Raw genomic sequence first — 19947 nt, 5'->3', positions numbered from 1 at the left:
CCGTTGGTGGTTCGGGTGGGCTCCGGTCAGGCGGACGGAGCCGTCGTCAGGTCGTCGGCGGTGGGCAGGTCCGCACCGCGCCGACCGACGGTGATCGCCGCGGCACGCGAACAGGTCCTGCCGAGTCCTCTCAGTGCCGCGTCGTCGAGGTCATCGAGGCGCGCCCGAGCGTCCGGATGCGCGTCGGCCGCTGCGCGCGGCGATCGTGCCAGTTGCCAGACCAGCGCTGCGGAGTAGGTGTCACCGGCGCCGACGGTGTCGACGACGGTCGTGGACGCCGCCGGGACGTGCACCCGGTGCGTCGCGGTGGCGAGCACCGAGCCCGCTGCCCCGGTGGTGAGGACCGCGAGTCCGGCGCCGAACCCGAGGACACGGTCGAGGACGGCGTCGGGGTCGGCGGCACCGGGCCAGAGCCAGGCGGCGTCCTCGTCGGAGAGCTTCACCACCGCGGCGAGCGCGGAGAGTTCCTCGACCCGGGCCAGCGCCTCGTCGCGTGGGCCGAGGAGCGCGGGACGGATGTTCGGGTCGAAGGAGACCGAGCCCCCGGCGACCGCGGTACGACGTGCCGCATCCACCACCCGGTCAGCCCCGGGCTCGAGGAACGCCGCGATCGACCCGACGTGCAACCACGTGGGCGTCCCGACGACCTCCGGCAGGTCCCATACGATGTCGAACACGTACCGCGGCTGACCGTCGGCGCCGAGCCGCACCGTGGCCGAGGACGTCCGTCCGGCCCCGAGCGACCCCGGGGTGAGCCGGACGCCCGAGGCCCGGAGGTGGTCTGCGACGCGGTGACCGCGCTCGTCGTCCCCGAGCCGGGTCGCGAAGTCGACGTCGCACCCGAGGCGGGCGAGCCCGAGCGCCACGTTCGCGGGGCTCCCGCCGGGGACCTCGCGGACCGTCTCGCCGTGGACGACGTCGACGAGCGCTTCCCCGGCGACGGTGACGGTGGCCGCGGACATCAGGCTGTCGTGGTCCCGGCCGGGACGGACGCTGCCGGGATCGTCTCGGGAGCGACGGTCCTCCCGAGCGCCCAGTACGACGTGCCCGCCGGCGCCTCGACCGACCACGGTGGCGCCTGCAGCGGGTACACCCGCGTCGTCACCGAACGTCCGGCGCTCGTGAACACCTCGACCACGGAGCCGTCGAGCAGGACCCGGACCGCCGGGAGGTCCGCTCCTGCGTCGAACGGCGCACGGACCACCGCGGAGCTCGGGTCGGCGCGGCGGTCCGCGCTGGCACGGGAACGGTCGACCGTGAGCGTGTCCGCCGCGGTGTCCACCACGAGGTCGAGGTACTCGTCCACGCCGAACCGGATGCGGATGCACCCGTCGACCGGCGTCGGGAGCACGATCTCGGCCTGTGCGTCGATCGTCGCCCCGTGCGCGGGGAGGGCTCCCCCGCGGCGGAGGGCGTCGACGGCGTCGTGCGGCGCGGTCGCGAGCCGGCCGTCGGCGACCCAGGTCCGACGCGGCAGCGAGATCGCCCCGGACCAGCCGGCCTGCCGGGTCCAGTCCTCCGTCCTGCCCTCGGTGACCCAGCCGAACAACACCGGCCCCCAGGACCCGGCGCGCATGACGGACGCGGCGTAGAAGTGCTGACCGTCGTCGACGCGGTGCGGACGGGGAGCGCCGGAGAGCGGGATCGCGATCACGTCGGCGGGCCCGGCCCCGTGTGACCAGGACGCGACGACGACCACGTCCGTGCCGTCGACGGAGATCACCTGCGGGCACTCCCACCCCTCACCCGTGTCGATGCCGTCGACCGTGGCGCGGGGCATGGCGAGCAGGTCACCCTCGTGCGTCCAGTGCACGCCGTCCGCGGAGCGGTAGTGCCGCACGGACGCCACCTGTTCCGCGGAGGCCGCTCCGACCGCCATCGACCAGCCGTCGCCGTCGGACCAGACGAACGGGTCGCGGAACATCGTGATCGCCTCGTCCTCCGTCGGGTCGGCGACGACCTGCACCGGCGCACCGAAGGTCGCGCCGCCGTCCGTCGACTCCGCGAGCAGCACCGACTGGAACGGGCTGTGGTCGACCTTGCCCGAGTAGTAGGCACGGACGACGCCGCCGTGGAGGACCGTGTTGCCCGACCACGCTCCCCCGGAGTCCGCTCCGCCGGGGACCGGGACGATTGCCGGGCGGTGGAGGGTCCAGTGCACGAGGTCGTCGCTCGTCGCGTGCCCCCACTCGACCGGCACGTCGAGGTCGACGCGCGGCCGAGACTGGAAGTACAGGTGTGCCTGGCCGCCGATGTCGATCGGACCGTTCGGGTCGTTGAGGTACCCGCGCGGCATGCGGAGGTGGAACTGCGGCAGGTGGTGGTCGGGTGCGGCGTGCACGGCGGCTGCTTCCTGGTGTGGTCCGGCGTGGGGGCGGCGGTCGCTCCCGTGGGCGAGGGCGTCGGGGGTCGTGGTCATCGGGACGACCCCGCCGTGACGCCCTCGATGAAGTACCGCTGGGCGAAGATGAACAGCAGGACGCTCGGGATCATCGTGAGCACGACGCCGGCGAGCACGACGGAGATCGAACCGGTACCGAGGTTGCCCTGCAGCCCGACGAGTCCGAGCGGCAGCGTGAAGGTGTCCTGCTGGTTGAGGAAGATGAGCGGTCGGTAGTACTCCGCCCAGAAGCCCGAGAAGTTCAGGATCGCGAGGGTCGCGACGGCCGGGCTGGCCATCCGCGAGTACACGTGCCAGAACACCCCGAACTGCGTCGCGCCGTCGATGCGCGCGGCCTCCCCGAGCTCCTTCGGCATCTGCATGAAGTACTGCCGCATGAGGAACGTCCCGAAGGCGCTGCCGAGCGCGGGCACGATGAGCGACGCGATCGAACCGGTCAGCCCCATGTCCTTGAGGATGACGAACACCGGGATGATGATCGTCTGGATCGGGACCATCATCGTCGCGAGGAAGATCCCGAAGATCGTGTTCTTCCCCGGGAAGCTGATCATCGCGAACGCGTAGCCGGAGAGCGTGCAGGTGATGGTCTGTCCGACCACGATGAGGAGCGTCACGATGACGCTGTTCACGAAGAACTGCCCGATCGGGATCTGGTTGAACACGGCGGCGTAGTTGCTGAAGTCCCAGGACAGCGGGATCCACTGTGGCGGGTTCTCGAACGACTCAGCCGGTGTGCGCAGCGAGGTCGTCAGCGTCCAGAGCAGCGGGCCGAGGGCGAACACGGCGGCGATGACCAGGATCACCAGGCCGATGATGCTGCCGAGCTTCGCCACAGGGCGCCGGCGCCGGACGATGTGGGTGACGCTCGGCTGCGCGACGGTCTCGGGAGCGTGGAGCGGGTTGAGGACGTCGGTGGTCGTCATTGGTAGAACACCAGCTTTCGTGCGGCGATGAACTGGATCCCGGTGATGACGCCGATGATGACGAGCAGCAGGATCGCGATGGCCGAGGCGAACCCGAACTGCAGGTTCTGGAACCCGGCCTGGTACAGCGAGATGGTGGCGGTCGTCGTGGCGGTGCCCGGTCCGCCCTTCGTCATGATGAAGGGCTGGTCGAACAGTTGCATCGCGTTGATCATCGCGATCACCGTCGCGAACAGGATCGTCGGGCTGATGAGCGGGATCTTGATCCGGAAGAGCGTGCGCCACGGTCCGGCGCCGTCGATCGCGGCGGCCTCCTGGACGTCCACCGGGACCGACATGAGCGCGGCGACGAAGAGGACGAACGTGAATCCGACCTGCTGCCACACCACCACGAGGACGATCGTCACCTTGGCCCAGAACGGGTCGTTGAGCCAGTGCGCCCCGGGCAGACCGATCGCGTTGAGGTAGTAGTTGATGAGTCCGAACTTCGTGTCGAAGATGTAGCCCATGAAGATCGACACGGCGGCGGACGAGGCGAGCAGCGGCAGGTAGAACGACGTCCGGAAGAACACCCGGGTGGCGTTGCGCTTCCGGTTGTTCGCCAGGACCGCCAGCAGCATGCCGAGCGAGATCTGCAGCACGACGATCCCGATGGCGAGCACGATCGTCACGCCGAACGACGCGAGCACGGGCCCGTCGGTGAAGAGGCGCGTGTAGTTGTCGAGGCCGACGAACTTCGGGCTGGTGATCACGTCCCACGACGTGAAGGAGAGCCCGAGCGAGGCGAGGATCGGGATGAGCGTGAAGACGGCCACGAAGACCACCGCCAACCCGATCATCGCGTAGCCGAACGAGGCCTCGCGGCGGCGGACGCGTCGCGCCGCCGGCCGGCGGGCTGCGACCTCGGCAGCCCGCCGGGAACGGATTCCGGTCGCAGCGGTCATCACGACGCCTGCGAGGCGGCCTTCTCGATGTCGGCCTGCAGGCCGTCGAGCGCCTTCTTCGCGTTGCCCGACGAGATCGCCTGGGTCGTCCGCTGGTTGAGCGCCGTCGCGAGCGCGTTGTAGTACGGCGGCGCGGAGATCGGCACGGAGTTGTCGAGCTGGTCGTAGAACACCGACCAGTGCTCGGGGCCGGTCGTCTTGTAGCGGTCGGCGGTGAGCAGCGACTTCTGCGCTGGGGTGGTGACGTTGCCCGGCCACAGCGCGTCGAAGCTCTCGGGCTGCACCATGAGCTTGATCACCTCGAACGCGAGGTCCTTCTGCTTCGACGAGTTGAAGATGCCGTAGCCGCCGGCTCCGAAGAGCGACTTGTTGCTCTTCCACGTCGGGAACTCGACGACGTCGAAGCTGCCGTCCTTCATGCCCGCGTTGTGCAGGCCGCCCGCCCAGAACCCGCCGCCGATCGTCATGCCGATGCGGCCGGACGCGAAGAGGCCCTGCAGCGTGCTCCCGCCGCCGACGTCGGGTGAGGGCGAGGCGCCGGACTTCTGCAGGTCGATGACGTACTCGAGCGCCTCGACCGCGGCGTCCGAGTTGGCCGTCGGGTCGCCCCACTTCCAGCCGCCCTTGCGCCCGCTGACCCCGACTGCGTTGTCGGCGAAGGCGGAGCTGTTCCAGAGCCAGTCACCGCCGGAGTAGCGCCCCTCCTCGAGCAGGTTGCCGTCGTTCGCGTAGAGGAACGAGGTCCAGCTGCCCCAGAGCCGCACGACCCAGTCGAAGGCGTAGGTGCCGCCGCCGACCTTCGCGATGCTCTCCGCGGAGGACCGGAACTGGTCCATCGTCCAGTCCGACTCCGGCCGCGCGAGGCCCGCCTTCTCGAACAGGGAGGTCGAGTAGAACATGCTGCCCGCGTTGAAGCTGTCCGGCAGCGTGTAGAGGTGCCCCTCGTACATGGTCGACTCGAGGAGCGACGGGTGGATGCCGCCGAAGTACGTCTTCAGCCCGGACAGGTTCTTCGTGACGTGGTCGTCGAGCGGCGTCAGCAGGTTCTTCGACGCCAGCAGCTGCTGTCCCTCGGTCGCGACGCTGACGATGTCGGGGACGTCGCCCGAAGCGATCTGGGTGAGGACCTTCGCGAGGAAGTCGTTCCAGTCGGTCCCGTTGATCGCCGTGACCTGCAGGCTCGCCTTCTTGTCGAGCTGCTTGATCTTCGGCTCGATGGCCTTCTGCAGTGCGGTCGCGGCGCTCTGCTCACCGAAGTAGAGCATCTTGACCGTGCCGGATGCGGTCGCGCCGCTGCCGGAGGTCGAGCAGGCTGCCAGCGATCCGATGCCGGCCAGGGCGAGCCCCGCGCCACCGAACTTGAACAGCGTGCGCCGGTCGATCGGGGTGCTGAATCCGTTCGCCATGGGTCGCTCCTCTCTGAGCGATCGTGGCCCCGCCGTTCGGGACCAATACGTATTTGCAGGGTGACTGTACACACTGGGCGGGGAGGTGGCAATACGTATTTGCTCATGCAATGATGAGGCGTCGAAGGAGGATCGATGGCGAGCCGAAAGCGGACAGCGCAGCCGCACCGCGTCACCATGAAGGACGTCGCGCGGCACGCCGGGGTGTCGCAACCGACGGTGTCGTTCGTCCTGAACGACCGTCGCGACGTCTCGGTCGCCGAGGAGACCCGCACCCGCGTGTGGGAGGCCGCGAAGGAGCTGAACTTCCAGCCGAACCGCGCCGCGCAGTCCCTCCGCTCGAACCGCTCGTACACGGTGGGCGTCATCGCGGACCGCCTCGTCTCGCAGCCCTACGCCGGCCACATCGTGCTCGGCGTGCAGCAGGCCGTGCAACAGGCCGGGTACGTCTGCTTCGTGGTCGAGACGGCGCAGACCTCCGACGGCGGGAAGGCAGCTGTGGCGAACCTCGTGCAGCAGGGTGTCGCCGGGCTCGTCTACGCGGCCCCCGGCCCCGAGGACGTCGCACCGGTCGCGGGCGCGGACGACGTGCCGACCGTGTTCGTCAACTGCTACCCACCCGGCGACGCCCCGGCGGTGACCGTGCTCGCGGACGAGTACCAGGGTGGCCTCGACGTGGCCGCAGCCGTGTTCGCCGCCGGGCACACCCGGGTCGCGTTCCTCGGCGGACCCGAGCAGGACTACGCCTGCCGGGAACGCAAGCGCGGGTTCGACGACGCCGCCACCGCGGCGGGCATCGCGCTGGACGACGTGCCCGTCCGGTTCGGGAACTACCAGGTCGGCTCCGGACACGACCTCGCGACGGCGATCCTCACCGAGGACCCTCCGACGGCGATCGTCTGCGGCAACGACCGGATGGCCGTCGGCGCGCTGATGGCCGCGCAGTCGCTCGGTCTGCGATGCCCGGAGGACATCAGCATCGTCGGCTTCGACGACCAGCCAGACCTCGCGGACCAGATGCACCCGCCGCTGACGACGGTCGCGCTGCCCCACCAGCAGATGGGGTTCGAGGCCGGCACCCTGCTGCTCGCAGAGCGGCAGCAGCCAGGCCGACACCTCGTGCCGTGCGAGTACGTGCCACGCAACTCCCTCGCCGCCCCGCGCACGCCACCGACCCCCGAGGACACCGAGTGACCACGCACCCGAGCACCCACCACCGGCCGGCGGACGGCTTCGTCGGGGACGTCATCCCGGTCGAGCTCGACGGCACCGTATGGCTGTACTACCTGCTCGACGAACGACCTGACGCTCCCCCGCTCGAGCGGGTCGCGGGCATGCCGTGGGCTGCCGTGACGACGACCGACTTCGTCACCTTCGAGGACCACGGCGTCGTGCTGCCCTCCGGCGGTCCGGACGCCAGCGACCACGACTGCTACACGGGCAGTGTCGTCCGCGGGGACGACGGCGGACTCCACCTCTTCTCGACCGGCCACAACCCGCACGTCACGGTCGAGACCGAACTCGGACGCAAGGACGTGCAGGTGGTCTGCCACGCCACCTCGGACGGTGACCCGACCTCCTGGACGAAGCACCCCGAGTGGGACCTGCTCGCCCTGCCCGGCTACGCCCCGGAGGACTGGCGCGACCCGTTCGTCCACCGCCCGTCCGCCGACGGCCCGTGGCAGATGCTCATCGCGACCCGGCGTCCGGACGAGCCGTACCGTCGCTCGGGCCTCGTCGCACGGCTCGAGTCCGACGACCTCGTGACGTGGCGGGACGCCGAACCGCTCTGGGCACCGCACCGGTTCATCGCCCACGAGTGCCCCGACGTGTTCCGGTGGGGCGACTGGTGGTACCTCGTGTACTCCGAGTTCTCCGACGCGTTCTGCACCCGGTACCGCGTCGCGACCTCACCCGACGGCCCGTGGCTCGCGCCGGCCGACGACACCGTCGACGGGCGTGCGTTCTACGCGGCGAAGACGGTCGCCCTCGGCGACGACCGCTTCTTCGTCGGGTGGATCGCCACGAAGGAGGGTGAGCGTGACGCCGGCGCCTGGCAGTGGGCGGGCACCATGGCGACGCTCCAGGCGCACCAGCGACCGGACGGCTCACTGCGGTTCGACCTCCCCGAGCGGCTGCGGCGAGCGTACGCGGACGAGGTCGACGTCACGGACGCCTTCGGCCCGACGAACGGAGCGTCCGGATCGGTCGGCCACGACGCACAGACCCGTTACGCGGCCTGGGTCGGGCCCGAGCTGCCGACCGAGGCACTCGTTTCGATCGACCTCGACGTCGACGCCGACACCCGCGCGTTCGGCGTGCTGCTCCGCACGAGCGACGACACCGAGGAGAGCTACGCGCTCCGCCTCGAGCCCGACCGCCGCCTGATGGTGCTCGACCGTTGGCCGCGCGGCTCCACGGGCGGCGAGCAGTGGCAGATCCTCGGCGACGTGCCGCACGCCGTCGAGCTCGAGCGTCAGGTGTCGCTCGACCCCGGCCCGCACCGGATCGTCGTGCACCTGGACGGCGATATCTGCGTGGTGGTCGTGGACGGATCCGTCGCGCTGAGCACGCGGCTCTACGACCGCCCGTCCGGTCGGCTGGGCCTCTTCGCGCAGGACGGTGGCTTCATGCTGCGGCGGGCGACCGTCGCGACCCGCTGACGACCGGGAGGCGCGGCGCGGGTCGGCGCCGCGCCTCCCGGCCGTCCGCTGGCATCCCGCGCATGACGTCACCCCAGGCCCTCGACGAGCCGGACCGACGGCTCGTCGCGGCCTGGGCTGCGGACTGCGCGGAGCGCGTGCTCGCGCTCTTCGAGGCCGAGGTGCCGGACGACGGCCGGCCGCGCGACGGGATCGATCGGGCGCGCCGCTTCGCCGCCGGCGAGCTGGACACCGCTGGCCAGATCCGCGATCGGTTCGTCGCCGGTCCCGCCGCGCACGCCGCGAGCTCGGACGTCGGACGGGCAGCGGCACGCGCTGCAGGACAGGCGTCGGGGGTCGCCCACTTGGGTGCGCACGCGCTCGGGGCGGCTGCGTACGCAGCGCGCGCCCCGGAACTCGCGCCCCCCCGGCGCAGGCGGTGACGAGGCTGGCAGCTCGCGCACGCGGGCGAGCCGGTCCGCGCGGCACTGCGACGCCTGCCGCTCCTCGGCGAGGACACGTCCGGCCCACTCGGGCCCGGCCTGCTGGCATCCGGAGCGCTCGGAGCGCACATCGAGCGGCTCCAGCCGCGATCCGGACCACCTGACGGAGTGGAGGCGCGGTGCGGGCCCGAACGGTGCCTCCAGTCCGGACCTGGTCGCGTCAGCGCGTTCGCATCGCGGGGGTTCTTCCCGTTTCGGGGACGGCTCCCGGGGCCGCTAGGGCAGCATCTGCTGGAAGATCGCGACGCTCCGAGCGATGCCGATCACCAGGCCGATGACGAGCAGGGCGATGTTGATCCAGAGCGGCCACATGGGTCGGCCGGGCGCGACCTTGCGGACGACGACGTACCGGCCGATCAGGTACAGGATCGGGGACAGCAGGAACGCCCAGCCCCACGGGAACGGACGCACCACGCCGCGCCGCCTCAGCTCGCGGTGGTCGAAGTACGCGAGCACGACGGTGGCGGCGTAGACCAGGACGGTGAACCCCTGCACGAGCAGGTACCCGGCGGTGTAGATCGACCGCGGATCGACGGTCCGGACGCCGCCCGGGAGGACCTCGTAGCGGAACTCGGGCTGGTACAGGAGCGAGACCGGCAACGAGACGATCGGCAGCAGCGCCATGATCCACACCCACACGGTGTCGGTCGGCACGTGGTCCGGGACCCGCGGGCGCGGCACCTGCGAGGTCGGCGGCCCGACCTGGTCGGTCCACTGCACGCCGTCCCACCACCGGGTGCCGTGCTGCCCGGAGGGGTCGGGGTACCAACCAGGGGGTGTCGTGGACATCGGTGCTCCTCGGGGGTCGGCGGGAGCGACGAGCCCCCGCGACCGACGGTAGAGCAGCGGGGCGCTCGAGGGTGCGATCGGGACATGACGATCGCTTCAGGTTCGTGGCCGAGGGCGACGGCCGCCTGCCCCGGCCGCCGGTCAGCCGCAGCCGGCCGCGAGACCCGGAGGTGCGCGCACCACGCACCCCCGGGTGGTCGGTCACCGGACGGGCTCCTCCGGGTCGTCGCGGTCTCGCCAGTTCCCGACGACGGGGAACTCCGTGATCCGCAACCGGGCGGATCCGTACGGGACGAGTCGGAGGTCGTCGTCCGGCCCGTGGTCGAGGACCGGACTCGCCGGCGGCGGCGCAGCCTGGGCGCCGGCCATGCGCCACTCGGTGGCACGGGCACCAGGAGCATGCAGCACCACGGCTGCGTCGCGCCGGTGACCGAGCGACCACGGTGCGACGGGCACGGCGCCGCGTGTGACGCGCCAAGCGCCCGCGTCGCGGACGTCGGCGAGCCCCCAGTTCCACGACCCGCGCGGGTGGACCTCCCACTCCCCGATGCCCGGGGCGCCGACATGCTCGACCCAGCGTTCGCCGGGCGAGTACACCATCACGAGCGGGCCGAGGCGGACGGCCGCCGCCTGGCGTTCACGACGGACGACGCGTGCCCGCATGGGCAGGACGAGGACGACGTCGCCGGCCGTGGACCAGTCGCGGACGAGGGTGACGTATCCGTCGTCGACCTGGAGGCCCGGCTCGTCTCCCAGCTCGCCTCCCGTCGACGGAGCGCCGTGGATCGACATCGCCTCACCGCCGACGGTCAGCGTCGCGTCGGTCGCCCATCCCGGGATCCGCAGGCGGACGGCGAAGGGCTCGGTGCGTTCGGTCTGCACGCGGAGGGTGACGGTCTCCTCGAACGGGTACGCCGTGTCGACGGTCACCGTGACCGGGGCGCCGCCGACGTCCGTCCGGACCTCGGAGGGGGCGTAGGCGACGACGCGGAGGCCGTCGTCGTCGCGGAGCCAGAGGTGGGACACGAACTTCGGCCAGCCCTGGTGCAGGTTGGCGGTGCAGCAGCCGAAGTGCGGCTCGAGGCCGAAGATGCCCGCGTCGTCGGACGAGAAGCTCCACTCGCGACGGGCGACGGACACCTCGACCTGGTTCGCCTGCTGGTGGTACTGGTGCCCGCGCATCTCGGGGTCGCTCGACGCCGGCAGCAGGTTGTACGCGAGGGACTCCAGCCGGTCGCCGTCGACGCCCCGTCCGTAGACCTGGGCGTGGACCTCGGCCGTGAACATCATCTCCACGACCTGGCACGTCTCGATGCCCGCCGTGGCCGACGGGCCGCCGAGCCACTCGTCCCCGGAGAACCACCCCGATGCCTGCCCGTGCCACCGGTCGAGGGCGGCGAAGGACGCCTCGGTACGGGCCGCGTGCCCCTCGAGGTCGTGGTCGCGGAGTGCTTCGACCGCCCCGGTCTTGAGCCCCATCGCGACGTTCGGCCCGTGGGTGCGGTGCGAGAACGTCCGCGCGGCTCCCGTGATGAGGTCGGTTGCGAGGTAATCGTCCCAGCGGGTGGTCTGAGCAGCGAGCAGGTCGACGAGGTCGAGCAGCCAGTCCTCACCGGTCCGCTCGTGCAACCACCAGACGGAGAGCGCGTTGTCCGCGCCGCGCGCACGACCCCACGACGTCAGGGGCCGCTCGGGCAGGTGGTCCAGCTGGTGTCGGAAGTACCGGGCGAGGAACGGCGCGACGCGGTCGTCCCCGGTGGCGTCGGCGTGCTGCGTGAGCACCTTGCACGCCACCATCCGCGGCCACCAGTCATCGTTGCCGGTCGGCCCGAAGAACCCGTCCTCGCGCTGGGACCCGAGGATCCACTCGATCCACGGACGGGCGAGCGCGAGGAGCCGTTCGTCCCGCAGGACGTGGGCGAGCGGGACGAGCCCGTCGAGGTAGTACGGTCCGCGCTCCCAGTTCTCGCCTTGGCCGCCGAGCCAACCGCTGTCCCGACCGACGTCGGGCCAGACGGACTCGAGTTGCCCGGTGATGCCGTCGGCCTGTAGCCGGAGCTGGTCGAGCAGCCAGCCTCGCGGCGTGGTGCTCCCGAGCGGCAGTGGTCGGTGCGGGCGTCCTCGGCGCGCGGTGACGGAGTCGTCCGTGGTGGTGTCGTCGGTGGTGGTGTACTCGATGGTCATTTGATCGACCCTCCGATGAGGCCCTTGGTGTAGTAGCGCTGGAGCGCGAGGAACAGCACGACCACCGGGACCGTCGCGACGCACGCGACGGCGGTGAGGAGTCCCGGGTCGATCACCGGCACACCGGGGATCTTGAAGGACGTGCTGATGCTCGCCAGCGCGAGCGGGAGTGTGTACTTGCTGTCGGTCGAGAGGAACGTGACCGAGCTGAGGAGGTCGTTCCACCCGGCCATGAAGCCGAACAGTGCGGTGGTGACCAGCCCCGGCCACGCCAGGGGCAGCATCACCGAGCCGAGGATCCGCCCGGTCCCGGCCCCGTCGATGGCGGCCGCGTCCTCGAGCTCCGGCGGGATGCCGTCGAACGTGTTGCGCATGACGAAGACGGAGAACGGCAGCTGGAGCGTCACGAGGACGAGCACGACCCCGGCGAGCGAGTCGAGCAGACCGAGCTTGCCGAGCACGATCGACAGCGGCGTCAGCAGCCCCTGGAACGGCACGACGAGCGGCGCGAGCAGGAGTACGAACACCACGGTCGACCCGCGGAAGCGGATCTTCGAGAGCGCGTAGGCGGCCAGGGTGGAGACGACGGCGACGAGCACCGCGACGGCGATCGCGACGGCGAACGAGTTGACGATGTTCTGCCGCAGGTCGACGGACGGGTCGAAGACCTTCGCGTAGTTCCCGAGGGTCAGGGTCGCGAGCGACTCGAACCCGATGCCGCGGGCGTCGGCGTCCGCCGGGAGGAACGAGCGGAAGACGATGTAGACCACCGGCGCGATGAAGAGCAGGGCGAGGACGGTCCCGACGACGACGTACGTGACGCCGGCTGCGGTCGGCCCGCGCCGGCAACGACGCGGCGCCGCTTCCGGCAGGTCGGTCCGGTCACGGACGCCCGGCCGGGAGGCACGGCTCGCGTCGCGTCCGCCGGCTGCGGTCGTCCGCCGGGTCACGTCGGTCGCGCTCATCGTTCGTCCCCCGTCCCGGTGGACCGCAGGGCCCGGAGCTGGACGACCGCGATGGCGAGGATGATGACCGTGAGGATCATCGAGAGCGCGGCGCCGTAGCCGAGGTCGTAGCGGACGAACGACTGCTGGTACGTGTACATGACGGTCGTGGTCGTCGCCCCGCTCGGGCCGCCCTTGGTGAGGACGTAGAACTGGTCGAACACGAGGATCGACCCGGACACGGCGAGCAGCAGGCACAGCGCGAACTGTCGGCGGACGAGCGGGAACACGACCGAGCCCTCACGGCGCCACCATCCGGCGCCGTCGATCTTCGCCGCCTCGATCACCTCGTTGGGCACCGCCTGCATCCCGGCCATGAGCAGGATCATCGCGACGCCCATCGACTTCCAGACCGTGAGGACGACCACCGCCCAGAACGCCGGACCGGGTGCGGTGAACCAGGCCGTCTGCCCGTCGGTCAGGCCGACCGACCGCAGCAGCACGTTGATCACACCGGTCCCCGGCACGAGCAGCACGTTCGCCATGTACGCCGCGGCGGTGAACCCGATGACGACGGGCATGAAGAACGCCGTCCGGACGAACGAGACGAACCGTCCCTCTCCTCGCACCATCGTCGCGGCCGCGTAGCTGACGGCCATGCCGAGCGGCACCGAGACCACCGTGAACAGCAGCGAGAACCCGAGCGACCGCCAGAACGCCGCGTCCTGGAACGCCTGGGCGTAGTTCGCGATCCCGGCACCGCTGACCCGTCCGAGCAGCGGCCAGTTCGTGAACGACATCCCGACCAGGAGCGCCATCGGGACGACGAAGAAGACGACCGCGAGGACGAGGGCCGGGGCGAGGAGCAGCCAGGCGAGGGTCTGCCGCCGCCGGCTCCCGGGTCGCGGACGCGCCCGGGCGGGCCCGTCCGCGACCCCGGCGAGCGCCGTCGTCGTGACGGCGGTCACTGGCCGACCTGGCTGTACGCCTGCTCGATCAACGAGTTGGCCTGCTGCTCCGCGCTGGCGAGGGCGCTCTCGGCGTCGGCGCCCTGGAAGATCACCTTCTGGGACTGCTGCGCCCACGGCCCGTTCGGATCGTTGACGACCGCGTTGTAGGCGATGCTCTTCGGCAGCTTGCCGATCGCGAGCGTGTCGACGATGTCCTTCGACCACTCGTCGGTCGCGAGGCTCTTCGCCACCGTGAGGTCCGGAGCGATCCAGCCCTGCGACAGGTCGATCTCAGCGGCCTGCTTCGAGCTGACGAGCCACTTCATGAGCGACCACGCCCCGTCGGTGTTCTTCGCCGCCGCGGTCATGCCGATCTCGTCGCCGCCGAGGAACGACCCGGAGCCGCCGTCCACGCCCGGGATCCCGACCGCGCTGCCCCAGTCCGCCTTCTTCGCGGTGAGGACGTTCGCGCCCCCGAACACGATGCCGACCTTGCCGTTCAGGGCGTTCTCCTGCCCGACGTTGCCCGGGTCCTGGTTCGGCTGGTCGGTCTTCTGCATGAGTCCCGACTTCCACATGCCTTGGTACCAGTCGACCATGCCGACGAGGTCCTTGCTGGTGAACTCGGCCTTCTGGCTCTTGCCCGCGGCGGTGAGGACGCTCCCGCCCTTCGCCCACGAGCTCGGGAAGCCGGTCCACGCTTGGCCGACGCCGCCGAGCGTCGAGAAGCCGGTCACGCCGCCACCCAGCGCCTGGATCTTCTCGGCCGCGGCACGGACCTCGGCGAGCGACGTCGGCGGCTTGGTCGCGTCGAGGCCCGCCTTCTCGAAGAGCGACTTGTTCCAGAACATCTGGGAGCCGGTCAGCCCCACGGGCAGCCCGTAGTTCTTGCCGTCGAGCGTGCCGATGTCGACGCCGGCCGGGGCGAGGTCGTCCGCGTTCGACAGGTCCTTCACCTTGTCGGTCACGTCGGCCAGCAGTCCCTGCGTCGCGAGGAGCGGGGTGTTGACGATGTCGAAGCTCACGAGGTCCGGCACCGATCCGGCGCGTGCGGAGTTCGCGAGCTTCGTGAGGTACTGGTCGGCCTGGATCGTCGAGATCTTCACCGTCACCCCGGGGTGGGTCTTCTCGTACGCCTTGACCTGGTCGGTGAGGTCGACACCGCCGTCCCGCTGCCAGAGCGTCACGGTGCCCTTCCCGTCGCCGTTGCCCTCGGCCGAGCCGCTGGACGAGCACCCGGCCAACCCCAGCGCCGCGACGGCCAGCGCGGCGGTGAGCACCGTCGCGCGCCTGAACGTGGATGTCTTCATCGTCATCTCCGCATCTCTCCTTGCCGCATCGTTGCCGCAAGTTTTGCTGTGTTTGCCGACGCTAAAGGGCGGTGACCGGCGTGTCAATGCTTGACGACCGAATCGTGATGCGGCAAGGTTTGCCGAGGTGCCGTAGCATCGCACCGGAAGGAGGACGCCGTGGTCAACCGTCGAGAGGTCACGCTGGCGGACGTCGCCGCGCAGACCGGCGTGTCCGTCGGCACCGTCTCTAAGGTGCTGAACGGCCGCGGTCAGATCGCGGCGCAGACGCGAGAGCGCGTCGCCGCGGTGGCGACCGAGCTGGGGCTGAGCGTGCGCGCCGGGACCCGCACCGTGCCTCCCGGCCGGTCGTTCCTCGTCGGAGTGCTCTCGACCGACGCCTACGGACGGTTCACGATCCCGATCCTCACCGGCGCCGAGGACACCTTCGGCCCTGGCGAGGTCTCGATGCTGCTCGCCGAGAGCCGGGGCGACCCGATCCGCGAGACGCACTACGTGCAGACCTTCCTGAACCAGCGCGTCGACGGCATCGTCGTGACCGGACGCTCCAGCGACCCGCGGCCCTCCATCACCGGCCTCCTCGGGGTCCCGGCGGTGTACGCGCTCTCGCCGTCCACGGACCCGGCCGACGTGTCGATCGTGCCCGACGACGAAGCCGGGGCGGCCCGTGCGATCGACCACCTCGTCGGGACGGGACGGCGGTCCATCGCCGTCGTGTCCGGAGCCCGTCGGCACACGGCGAGCACGCACCGGGTCGAGAGCGCGAAGCGTGCGATCGCCGCAGCCGGAGCGACGCTCGCGGGCGGTGACGCGCTCTACGGTGAGTGGAGCGAACGCTGGGGGTACGAGGCGGCGACCCGGCTGCTCGGCACGGAGTTCGACGGCGTGTTCTGCGCGAGCGACCAGATCGCGCGCGGGGTCGTCGACTGCCTGCGCGAGGCCGGGGTCGTCGTGCCCACGCAGGTCGGCGTCGTCGGGGTCGACAACTGGACCGTGGTGACGGAGGCAGCGCGCCCGAGCATCACCTCGGTCGACCTCAACCTGCGCGAGGTCGGGCGCCAGGCGGCGGACCTGCTCATGCGGATGATCCAGGGCGACGAGGTCACCGGCGGCGTCCGCATGGCCGAGTGCTTCCTCGTCCCGCGGCAGTCGACCTGATCGGCGCCGGGATGGACCAGCCGACCGGCGCCCTCGCCGACATCCTCGCCGCCGCGGGACTGCCCACCAGCGGGCGGTTCCGGACGTCGGCCGGATGGGTGAGCCGGGCGTGGATCGGCGACGACGTCGTCGTGCGGCAGAGCACCGGCGGCGCGCGCGACGCCTACCGCCACGAAGCCGGGGTCCTGGCAGCGCTGGCGGGCACGGGCGTCCCACACGCCCGATCGATCGCGGTCGGTGAGCACCCGGACGGGCCGTGGTCCGTGACCGAGCGCCTGCCGGGCAGGACACTGCACCAGGCGTGGGGGCCATCGGACGAGCACGGACGACGGCGGATGATCGAGAGCCTCGGCGCGGCACTGCACACCCTGCACCGGGTCCCCGCACCCCCGGGACTGCTCCCGCCGTGGTTGGCGGACGCATTCGCCGGGGCAGACTGGCCCGCCTACCACCCGCCGATCGTCGGCACGGCCGAGCGCCTGGCAGCCGAGGCACTGCAGCGCGACGGGGTGGACGTCGAGGTCGTCACCGCCGCCCGGGACTGGGCGCGTGCACACGTCGGGCTCGTCGCCGACGACCCGCCGGTCCTGGTCCACGGTGACCTGCACCCGTCGAACGTCATGGTCGACGGCGACGAGGTCTCCGGCCTCATCGACTTCGCCGAGGCGGTCACACAACCCGCCGACGTCGAACTCGACACGCTCCTGCGGTGGTGCGCCCACCCGGACGAGTTCCCGCCGACCCCCGGAGCGTCGACGCTCGACCCGGGGACCCTGGTGGACGTTCCGCGGTGGCTCCGTGACGCGTACCCGGGACTGTTCTCCCACGAGCACGAGCGCGACCGGCTGGCGCTCCACGCGATAACGGTCGAGCTCGCCATCGCGGCCCACCACCCGGAGCGCGCGGTGCAGGAGCGGGCGTTCCGGAACCTGGCGGGCCTGCTTCACGAGACGAGCGGTCTCGACCGGGTGCTCGGATCGCTCGCCTGACCGGCGGTAGCGTGCACGCATGGACGACGACGTCGCACCGCAGCCGGCTTGGTCCGGGACGATGCTCGTCGCGCGCGGAGCGGAACCGGTCGTCGAGCGGGTCGTTGGGAACACCGCCGGGCCGGGCTCACCGCCGATCACCCTCGGCACGAGGTTCCAGGCGGGGTCGATCAGCAAGCAGCTCATGTCGGTGGTCGCCCTCGACCTCGTCGCCCGCGGGCGCCTCGCGCTCGACCAACCGATCGCCGAGCACCTGCCCGCCCTCCCCGGCCACCTGCGGACGGTGACACTGCACCACCTCCTCAGCCACACCTCCGGACTCGGTCACTGGGACAGCCTCGACGGGGTGCCGCCCCTGCTCGACGTCCCGCCGTCGCACGAGGAGCTCGTCCGGCTGACCCTGACCTCACGCCCCGGAGCTGCGCCCGGTGAGCGCTTCCGGTACAGCGGACCCGGGTTCCTCGTCGTCGCACTCGTCGTCGAAGCGGTGGCCAGACGCCCGTACGCAGACGTCCTCGACGACGTGGTGCTCGAACCGGCCGGGATGCACGACACGACGTCCGGGCAGTTCCCCGAGCGCGGGGCTGCGGTCGGACACGTCGACGGCCGGACGATCGCCGTCGAGCCGGGCTTCGCCGACCTCCCCGGCACCGGCGACCTGTGGACGACGGCCGGTGACCTGCTCCGGTACGGCCGAGCCCTGCGGTCCGGGCAGCTCCTCCCCCACGCCCTGGTCGCGGAGATGCTGTCCCCGCAGGCGGTCCTCGAGCCGCCGGACCCCGTCGACCGCCCACTGTCGGCGACGGCCTACGGCTACGGCACGTTCCTCGGACGGGTGCTCGGCGACGACGGCTGGTTCGTGCCAGGGGACAACCCCGGCTTCCAGTCCCTGCTCGCCGAAGTGCCCGGCGAGGACACCGAGGTGGTGGTCCTGAGCAACGACGCGAGCGGTGTCGAAGCCGCGCTCCACGAGTGGGCCGCGACACGATGACCGACCTGAAGGACCTCCTGCTCGACACGCTGCGCGCCCAGCGGCGCCGCGTCCTCAGCGCCCTCGACGGCCTCCCCGACGGGGCGCTGACGAGCTCGGCCGTCCCGTCGGGCTGGACCCCGCTCGGCATGGTCCGTCACCTGACCTCCGACGTCGAGCGGTTCTGGTTCCAGGGGGTCGTCGCCGGCGAGGCGCTCGACCTCCCGACCGACGACGAGGTGTGGCACCCGTCGCCGTTCCCGGGCCGCCAGCAGATCCTCGACGACTACGCGGCCGCCGCGGCACGCTCCGACCGCATCATCGGGTCCACGGCGCTCGACGCGCGCCCCTCGTCACGTGCGTCGGCGCGCTACCCCTGGGCGCCGGACCGTTCCCTGCTCGAGACCGTCCTGCACGTCATCACCGAGACCGCCACGCACGCCGGCCACCTCGACGTCGGACGCGAGCTGGTCGACGGCCACCAGCACCTCGTCCTCACCGCGTTCAGCGACCACGGCGGCAGCGAGGCACCGTGACCACCGCAGCGAACGCGCACGACGTCGAGCGCGCGCGCCGAGTGACACACCTGCGCCGGACGCTGCTCGAGGCAGCTCCGGGTTCGTCCGTTCGTCTCCGCGGTTCGCTCGCCCGCGGTACAGCGGACGCGTGGAGCGACATCGACCTCTCGTGGAACGTCGACCAGGGCGACGACGCACTGGCGGCGCTCCCGCACGCGCTCCGAGGTGTCGGACCCGTCGAGTCCCTCCGGCTCGACCCGGACCGGGCCGCGAGCAGTCGCCTGGTGTTCGTGCGGTTCCACGGTTGGTCCCTGTTCCAGCGCGTCGACATCGACGTCGTGGGTCGGTTCGGCCCCGACACGCCGAGCTGGGCCGGTGCGAGGTCCAGCGCCGAGAGTGCGTTGATGAACGTCGTCGCGGCCCTGCGTGCGTCGCACCGCGGTCGAGGTGACGTCGACGGCCTCGTGCTGCGCGGGTTCGAGCGCGTCGGCGGGACGGACGCGGGCGGTGCGACGGTGCGGCGGCTACGTCGGCTGATCGACGCCTCGGTCGCCGCCGATCCGGCCCAGGCAGCGTTGGCAGAGCGCGTGCGCGCCGAGGTCCGTATCGCGTTCGACCGCGGTGATGACCCGTCATCGTGAACGAGATCGTGTCCGGCCGGTACCGGGCCATCTATCGTGTCGGCATGCGACGCCGCTACGACCCGTCCGTCGACCGGTGGGTCCCCCTGCCGGTGGCCGACGTCCGTGATCTCATCGCCGACGGTCGCGCATGGCTGTCCGGCGGGGTCGCCCTGGATGTGTTGCTCGGGTACGAGTCCCGCGCGCACGGCGACGTCGACGTCAGCGTCACGGCCGAGGACTTCCCCGACTTGGTCGCGACGCTCCCCGACTGGCTGCACTGCTTCGCGGCGCGGTCCGGACTGCTCGCGCCGCTCGACGAAACGCTCGACCACGAGCCGTTGGTCAACGTCTGGTGCGTCGACAGCCGGACGGGATCATGGTGTCTGCAGATCAATCTCGAGGCCGGCGACCAACGCGCGTGGCGCTATCGTCGCGAGCCGAGCATCGAGCGCACGTGGACGTCCGCCATCTCGGACGTGCGGGGGATGCGGGTCGTCAGCCCCGAAGTACAGCTGCTCTGGAAGTCGGCTGCTCCGCTCGCGAAGGACGACGCAGACCGGACGGCGGTGGCCCCGCTGCTCGACGACGAGGCGCGCGACTGGCTCGACGCAGCGATCCGCACCGCACACCCGGAGTCGCCGTGGCGCAACGCGTTCCGCTGACGGTCGCTGTGCTTCGTGCACGGGCCGAGCG

At 71.4% G+C, this 19947-nt stretch carries 19 protein-coding genes; 9 read left to right on the top strand and 10 right to left on the bottom strand.

Annotation, left to right across the window (positions count from 1 at the left end; all coding sequences use genetic code 11):
• Window positions 1-26: 26 nt before the first annotated feature.
• From ACIPYW_RS16845 to ACIPYW_RS16825, 5 genes are read right to left on the bottom strand one after another with little or no spacing between them, the layout of a single operon-like run.
• Complete coding sequence (locus tag ACIPYW_RS16845) at window positions 27-962, bottom strand: carbohydrate kinase (RefSeq protein ID WP_400415583.1); 936 nt, start codon at window positions 960-962, stop codon at window positions 27-29.
• Window positions 962-2419 carry a glycoside hydrolase family 32 protein gene (locus ACIPYW_RS16840; RefSeq protein WP_400415580.1) on the bottom strand — a complete coding sequence of 486 codons (1458 nt, stop codon included), beginning with the start codon at window positions 2417-2419 and terminating at the stop codon, window positions 962-964. Before ACIPYW_RS16840 ends, ACIPYW_RS16845 begins: the two co-directional genes overlap by 1 nt.
• Window positions 2416-3324 carry a carbohydrate ABC transporter permease gene (locus ACIPYW_RS16835; protein ID WP_290133866.1) on the bottom strand — a complete coding sequence of 303 codons (909 nt, stop codon included), beginning with the start codon at window positions 3322-3324 and terminating at the stop codon, window positions 2416-2418. Before ACIPYW_RS16835 ends, ACIPYW_RS16840 begins: the two co-directional genes overlap by 4 nt.
• Entirely contained in the window at window positions 3321-4268 is a 948-nt protein-coding gene (locus tag ACIPYW_RS16830; protein ID WP_290133865.1) for a carbohydrate ABC transporter permease, read from the bottom strand. Before ACIPYW_RS16830 ends, ACIPYW_RS16835 begins: the two co-directional genes overlap by 4 nt.
• Complete coding sequence (locus tag ACIPYW_RS16825) at window positions 4268-5674, bottom strand: ABC transporter substrate-binding protein (protein WP_400415578.1); 1407 nt, start codon at window positions 5672-5674, stop codon at window positions 4268-4270. The genes ACIPYW_RS16830 and ACIPYW_RS16825 overlap by 1 nt, the downstream gene beginning before the upstream one ends.
• A gap of 135 nt (window positions 5675-5809) precedes the next feature.
• On the opposite strand from ACIPYW_RS16825, the gene ACIPYW_RS16820 reads away from it, so the two are divergent.
• The 3 genes from ACIPYW_RS16820 to ACIPYW_RS16810 all read left to right on the top strand — a co-directional run bounded on the left by ACIPYW_RS16820 (window position 5810) and on the right by ACIPYW_RS16810 (window position 8759).
• The gene (locus tag ACIPYW_RS16820; protein ID WP_400415575.1) at window positions 5810-6868 is read left to right on the top strand and encodes a LacI family DNA-binding transcriptional regulator; all 1059 of its coding nucleotides are present in this window, start codon (window positions 5810-5812) and stop codon (window positions 6866-6868) included.
• Window positions 6865-8337 (top strand): GH32 C-terminal domain-containing protein, encoded by a 1473-nt coding sequence (locus ACIPYW_RS16815; protein ID WP_400415573.1) that lies wholly within the window; start codon window positions 6865-6867, stop codon window positions 8335-8337. The genes ACIPYW_RS16820 and ACIPYW_RS16815 overlap by 4 nt, the downstream gene beginning before the upstream one ends.
• Before the next feature lie 62 nt (window positions 8338-8399).
• Complete coding sequence (locus ACIPYW_RS16810; RefSeq protein ID WP_400415571.1) at window positions 8400-8759, top strand: putative immunity protein; 360 nt, start codon at window positions 8400-8402, stop codon at window positions 8757-8759.
• 276 nt (window positions 8760-9035) lie between these two features.
• On the opposite strand, the gene ACIPYW_RS16805 is transcribed toward ACIPYW_RS16810, so the two are convergent.
• The 5 genes from ACIPYW_RS16805 to ACIPYW_RS16785 all read right to left on the bottom strand — a co-directional run bounded on the left by ACIPYW_RS16805 (window position 9036) and on the right by ACIPYW_RS16785 (window position 15002).
• Window positions 9036-9608 carry a DUF2510 domain-containing protein gene (locus tag ACIPYW_RS16805; protein WP_400415569.1) on the bottom strand — a complete coding sequence of 191 codons (573 nt, stop codon included), beginning with the start codon at window positions 9606-9608 and terminating at the stop codon, window positions 9036-9038.
• A 201-nt stretch (window positions 9609-9809) separates the two neighbouring features.
• On the bottom strand, window positions 9810-11792 hold the full coding sequence (locus tag ACIPYW_RS16800; RefSeq protein WP_400415566.1) for a beta-L-arabinofuranosidase domain-containing protein: 1983 nt from the start codon (window positions 11790-11792) through the stop codon (window positions 9810-9812).
• The gene (locus ACIPYW_RS16795; protein WP_400415563.1) at window positions 11789-12757 is read right to left on the bottom strand and encodes a carbohydrate ABC transporter permease; all 969 of its coding nucleotides are present in this window, start codon (window positions 12755-12757) and stop codon (window positions 11789-11791) included. The genes ACIPYW_RS16800 and ACIPYW_RS16795 overlap by 4 nt, the downstream gene beginning before the upstream one ends.
• Complete coding sequence (locus ACIPYW_RS16790; RefSeq protein ID WP_400415560.1) at window positions 12754-13704, bottom strand: carbohydrate ABC transporter permease; 951 nt, start codon at window positions 13702-13704, stop codon at window positions 12754-12756. Before ACIPYW_RS16790 ends, ACIPYW_RS16795 begins: the two co-directional genes overlap by 4 nt.
• Complete coding sequence (locus tag ACIPYW_RS16785) at window positions 13701-15002, bottom strand: ABC transporter substrate-binding protein (RefSeq protein ID WP_290133855.1); 1302 nt, start codon at window positions 15000-15002, stop codon at window positions 13701-13703. The genes ACIPYW_RS16790 and ACIPYW_RS16785 overlap by 4 nt, the downstream gene beginning before the upstream one ends.
• Window positions 15003-15155: 153 nt before the next feature.
• Here ACIPYW_RS16785 and ACIPYW_RS16780 point away from each other — a divergent pair, with 153 nt between their 5' ends.
• The 6 genes from ACIPYW_RS16780 to ACIPYW_RS16755 are packed head-to-tail and all read left to right on the top strand — an operon-like array spanning window position 15156 to window position 19916.
• Window positions 15156-16154: a LacI family DNA-binding transcriptional regulator gene (locus ACIPYW_RS16780; RefSeq protein ID WP_400415557.1), complete on the top strand. Its 999-nt coding sequence runs from the start codon at window positions 15156-15158 to the stop codon at window positions 16152-16154.
• 11 nt (window positions 16155-16165) lie between these two features.
• Complete coding sequence (locus ACIPYW_RS16775; RefSeq protein WP_400415554.1) at window positions 16166-17143, top strand: phosphotransferase; 978 nt, start codon at window positions 16166-16168, stop codon at window positions 17141-17143.
• Between the two features lie 19 nt (window positions 17144-17162).
• Window positions 17163-18134, top strand: coding sequence for a serine hydrolase domain-containing protein (locus ACIPYW_RS16770; RefSeq protein ID WP_400415552.1), 972 nt, complete (start codon window positions 17163-17165; stop codon window positions 18132-18134).
• A complete protein-coding gene (locus ACIPYW_RS16765) occupies window positions 18131-18649 on the top strand; it encodes a DUF664 domain-containing protein (RefSeq protein WP_400415549.1) in 519 nt (172 codons plus the stop codon). Before ACIPYW_RS16770 ends, ACIPYW_RS16765 begins: the two co-directional genes overlap by 4 nt.
• Window positions 18646-19272 (top strand): hypothetical protein, encoded by a 627-nt coding sequence (locus tag ACIPYW_RS16760; protein WP_400415548.1) that lies wholly within the window; start codon window positions 18646-18648, stop codon window positions 19270-19272. Before ACIPYW_RS16765 ends, ACIPYW_RS16760 begins: the two co-directional genes overlap by 4 nt.
• Window positions 19273-19316: 44 nt before the next feature.
• Window positions 19317-19916 carry a nucleotidyltransferase domain-containing protein gene (locus ACIPYW_RS16755; RefSeq protein ID WP_400415546.1) on the top strand — a complete coding sequence of 200 codons (600 nt, stop codon included), beginning with the start codon at window positions 19317-19319 and terminating at the stop codon, window positions 19914-19916.
• The last annotated feature ends 31 nt before the right edge of the window (window positions 19917-19947 follow it).

Origin of the sequence: Curtobacterium sp. NPDC089689 (genome assembly GCF_044749145.1) — a bacterium.
Lineage (GTDB): Bacteria > Actinomycetota > Actinomycetes > Actinomycetales > Microbacteriaceae > Curtobacterium.
This window is presented reverse-complemented; position numbering and strand designations above follow the sequence as displayed.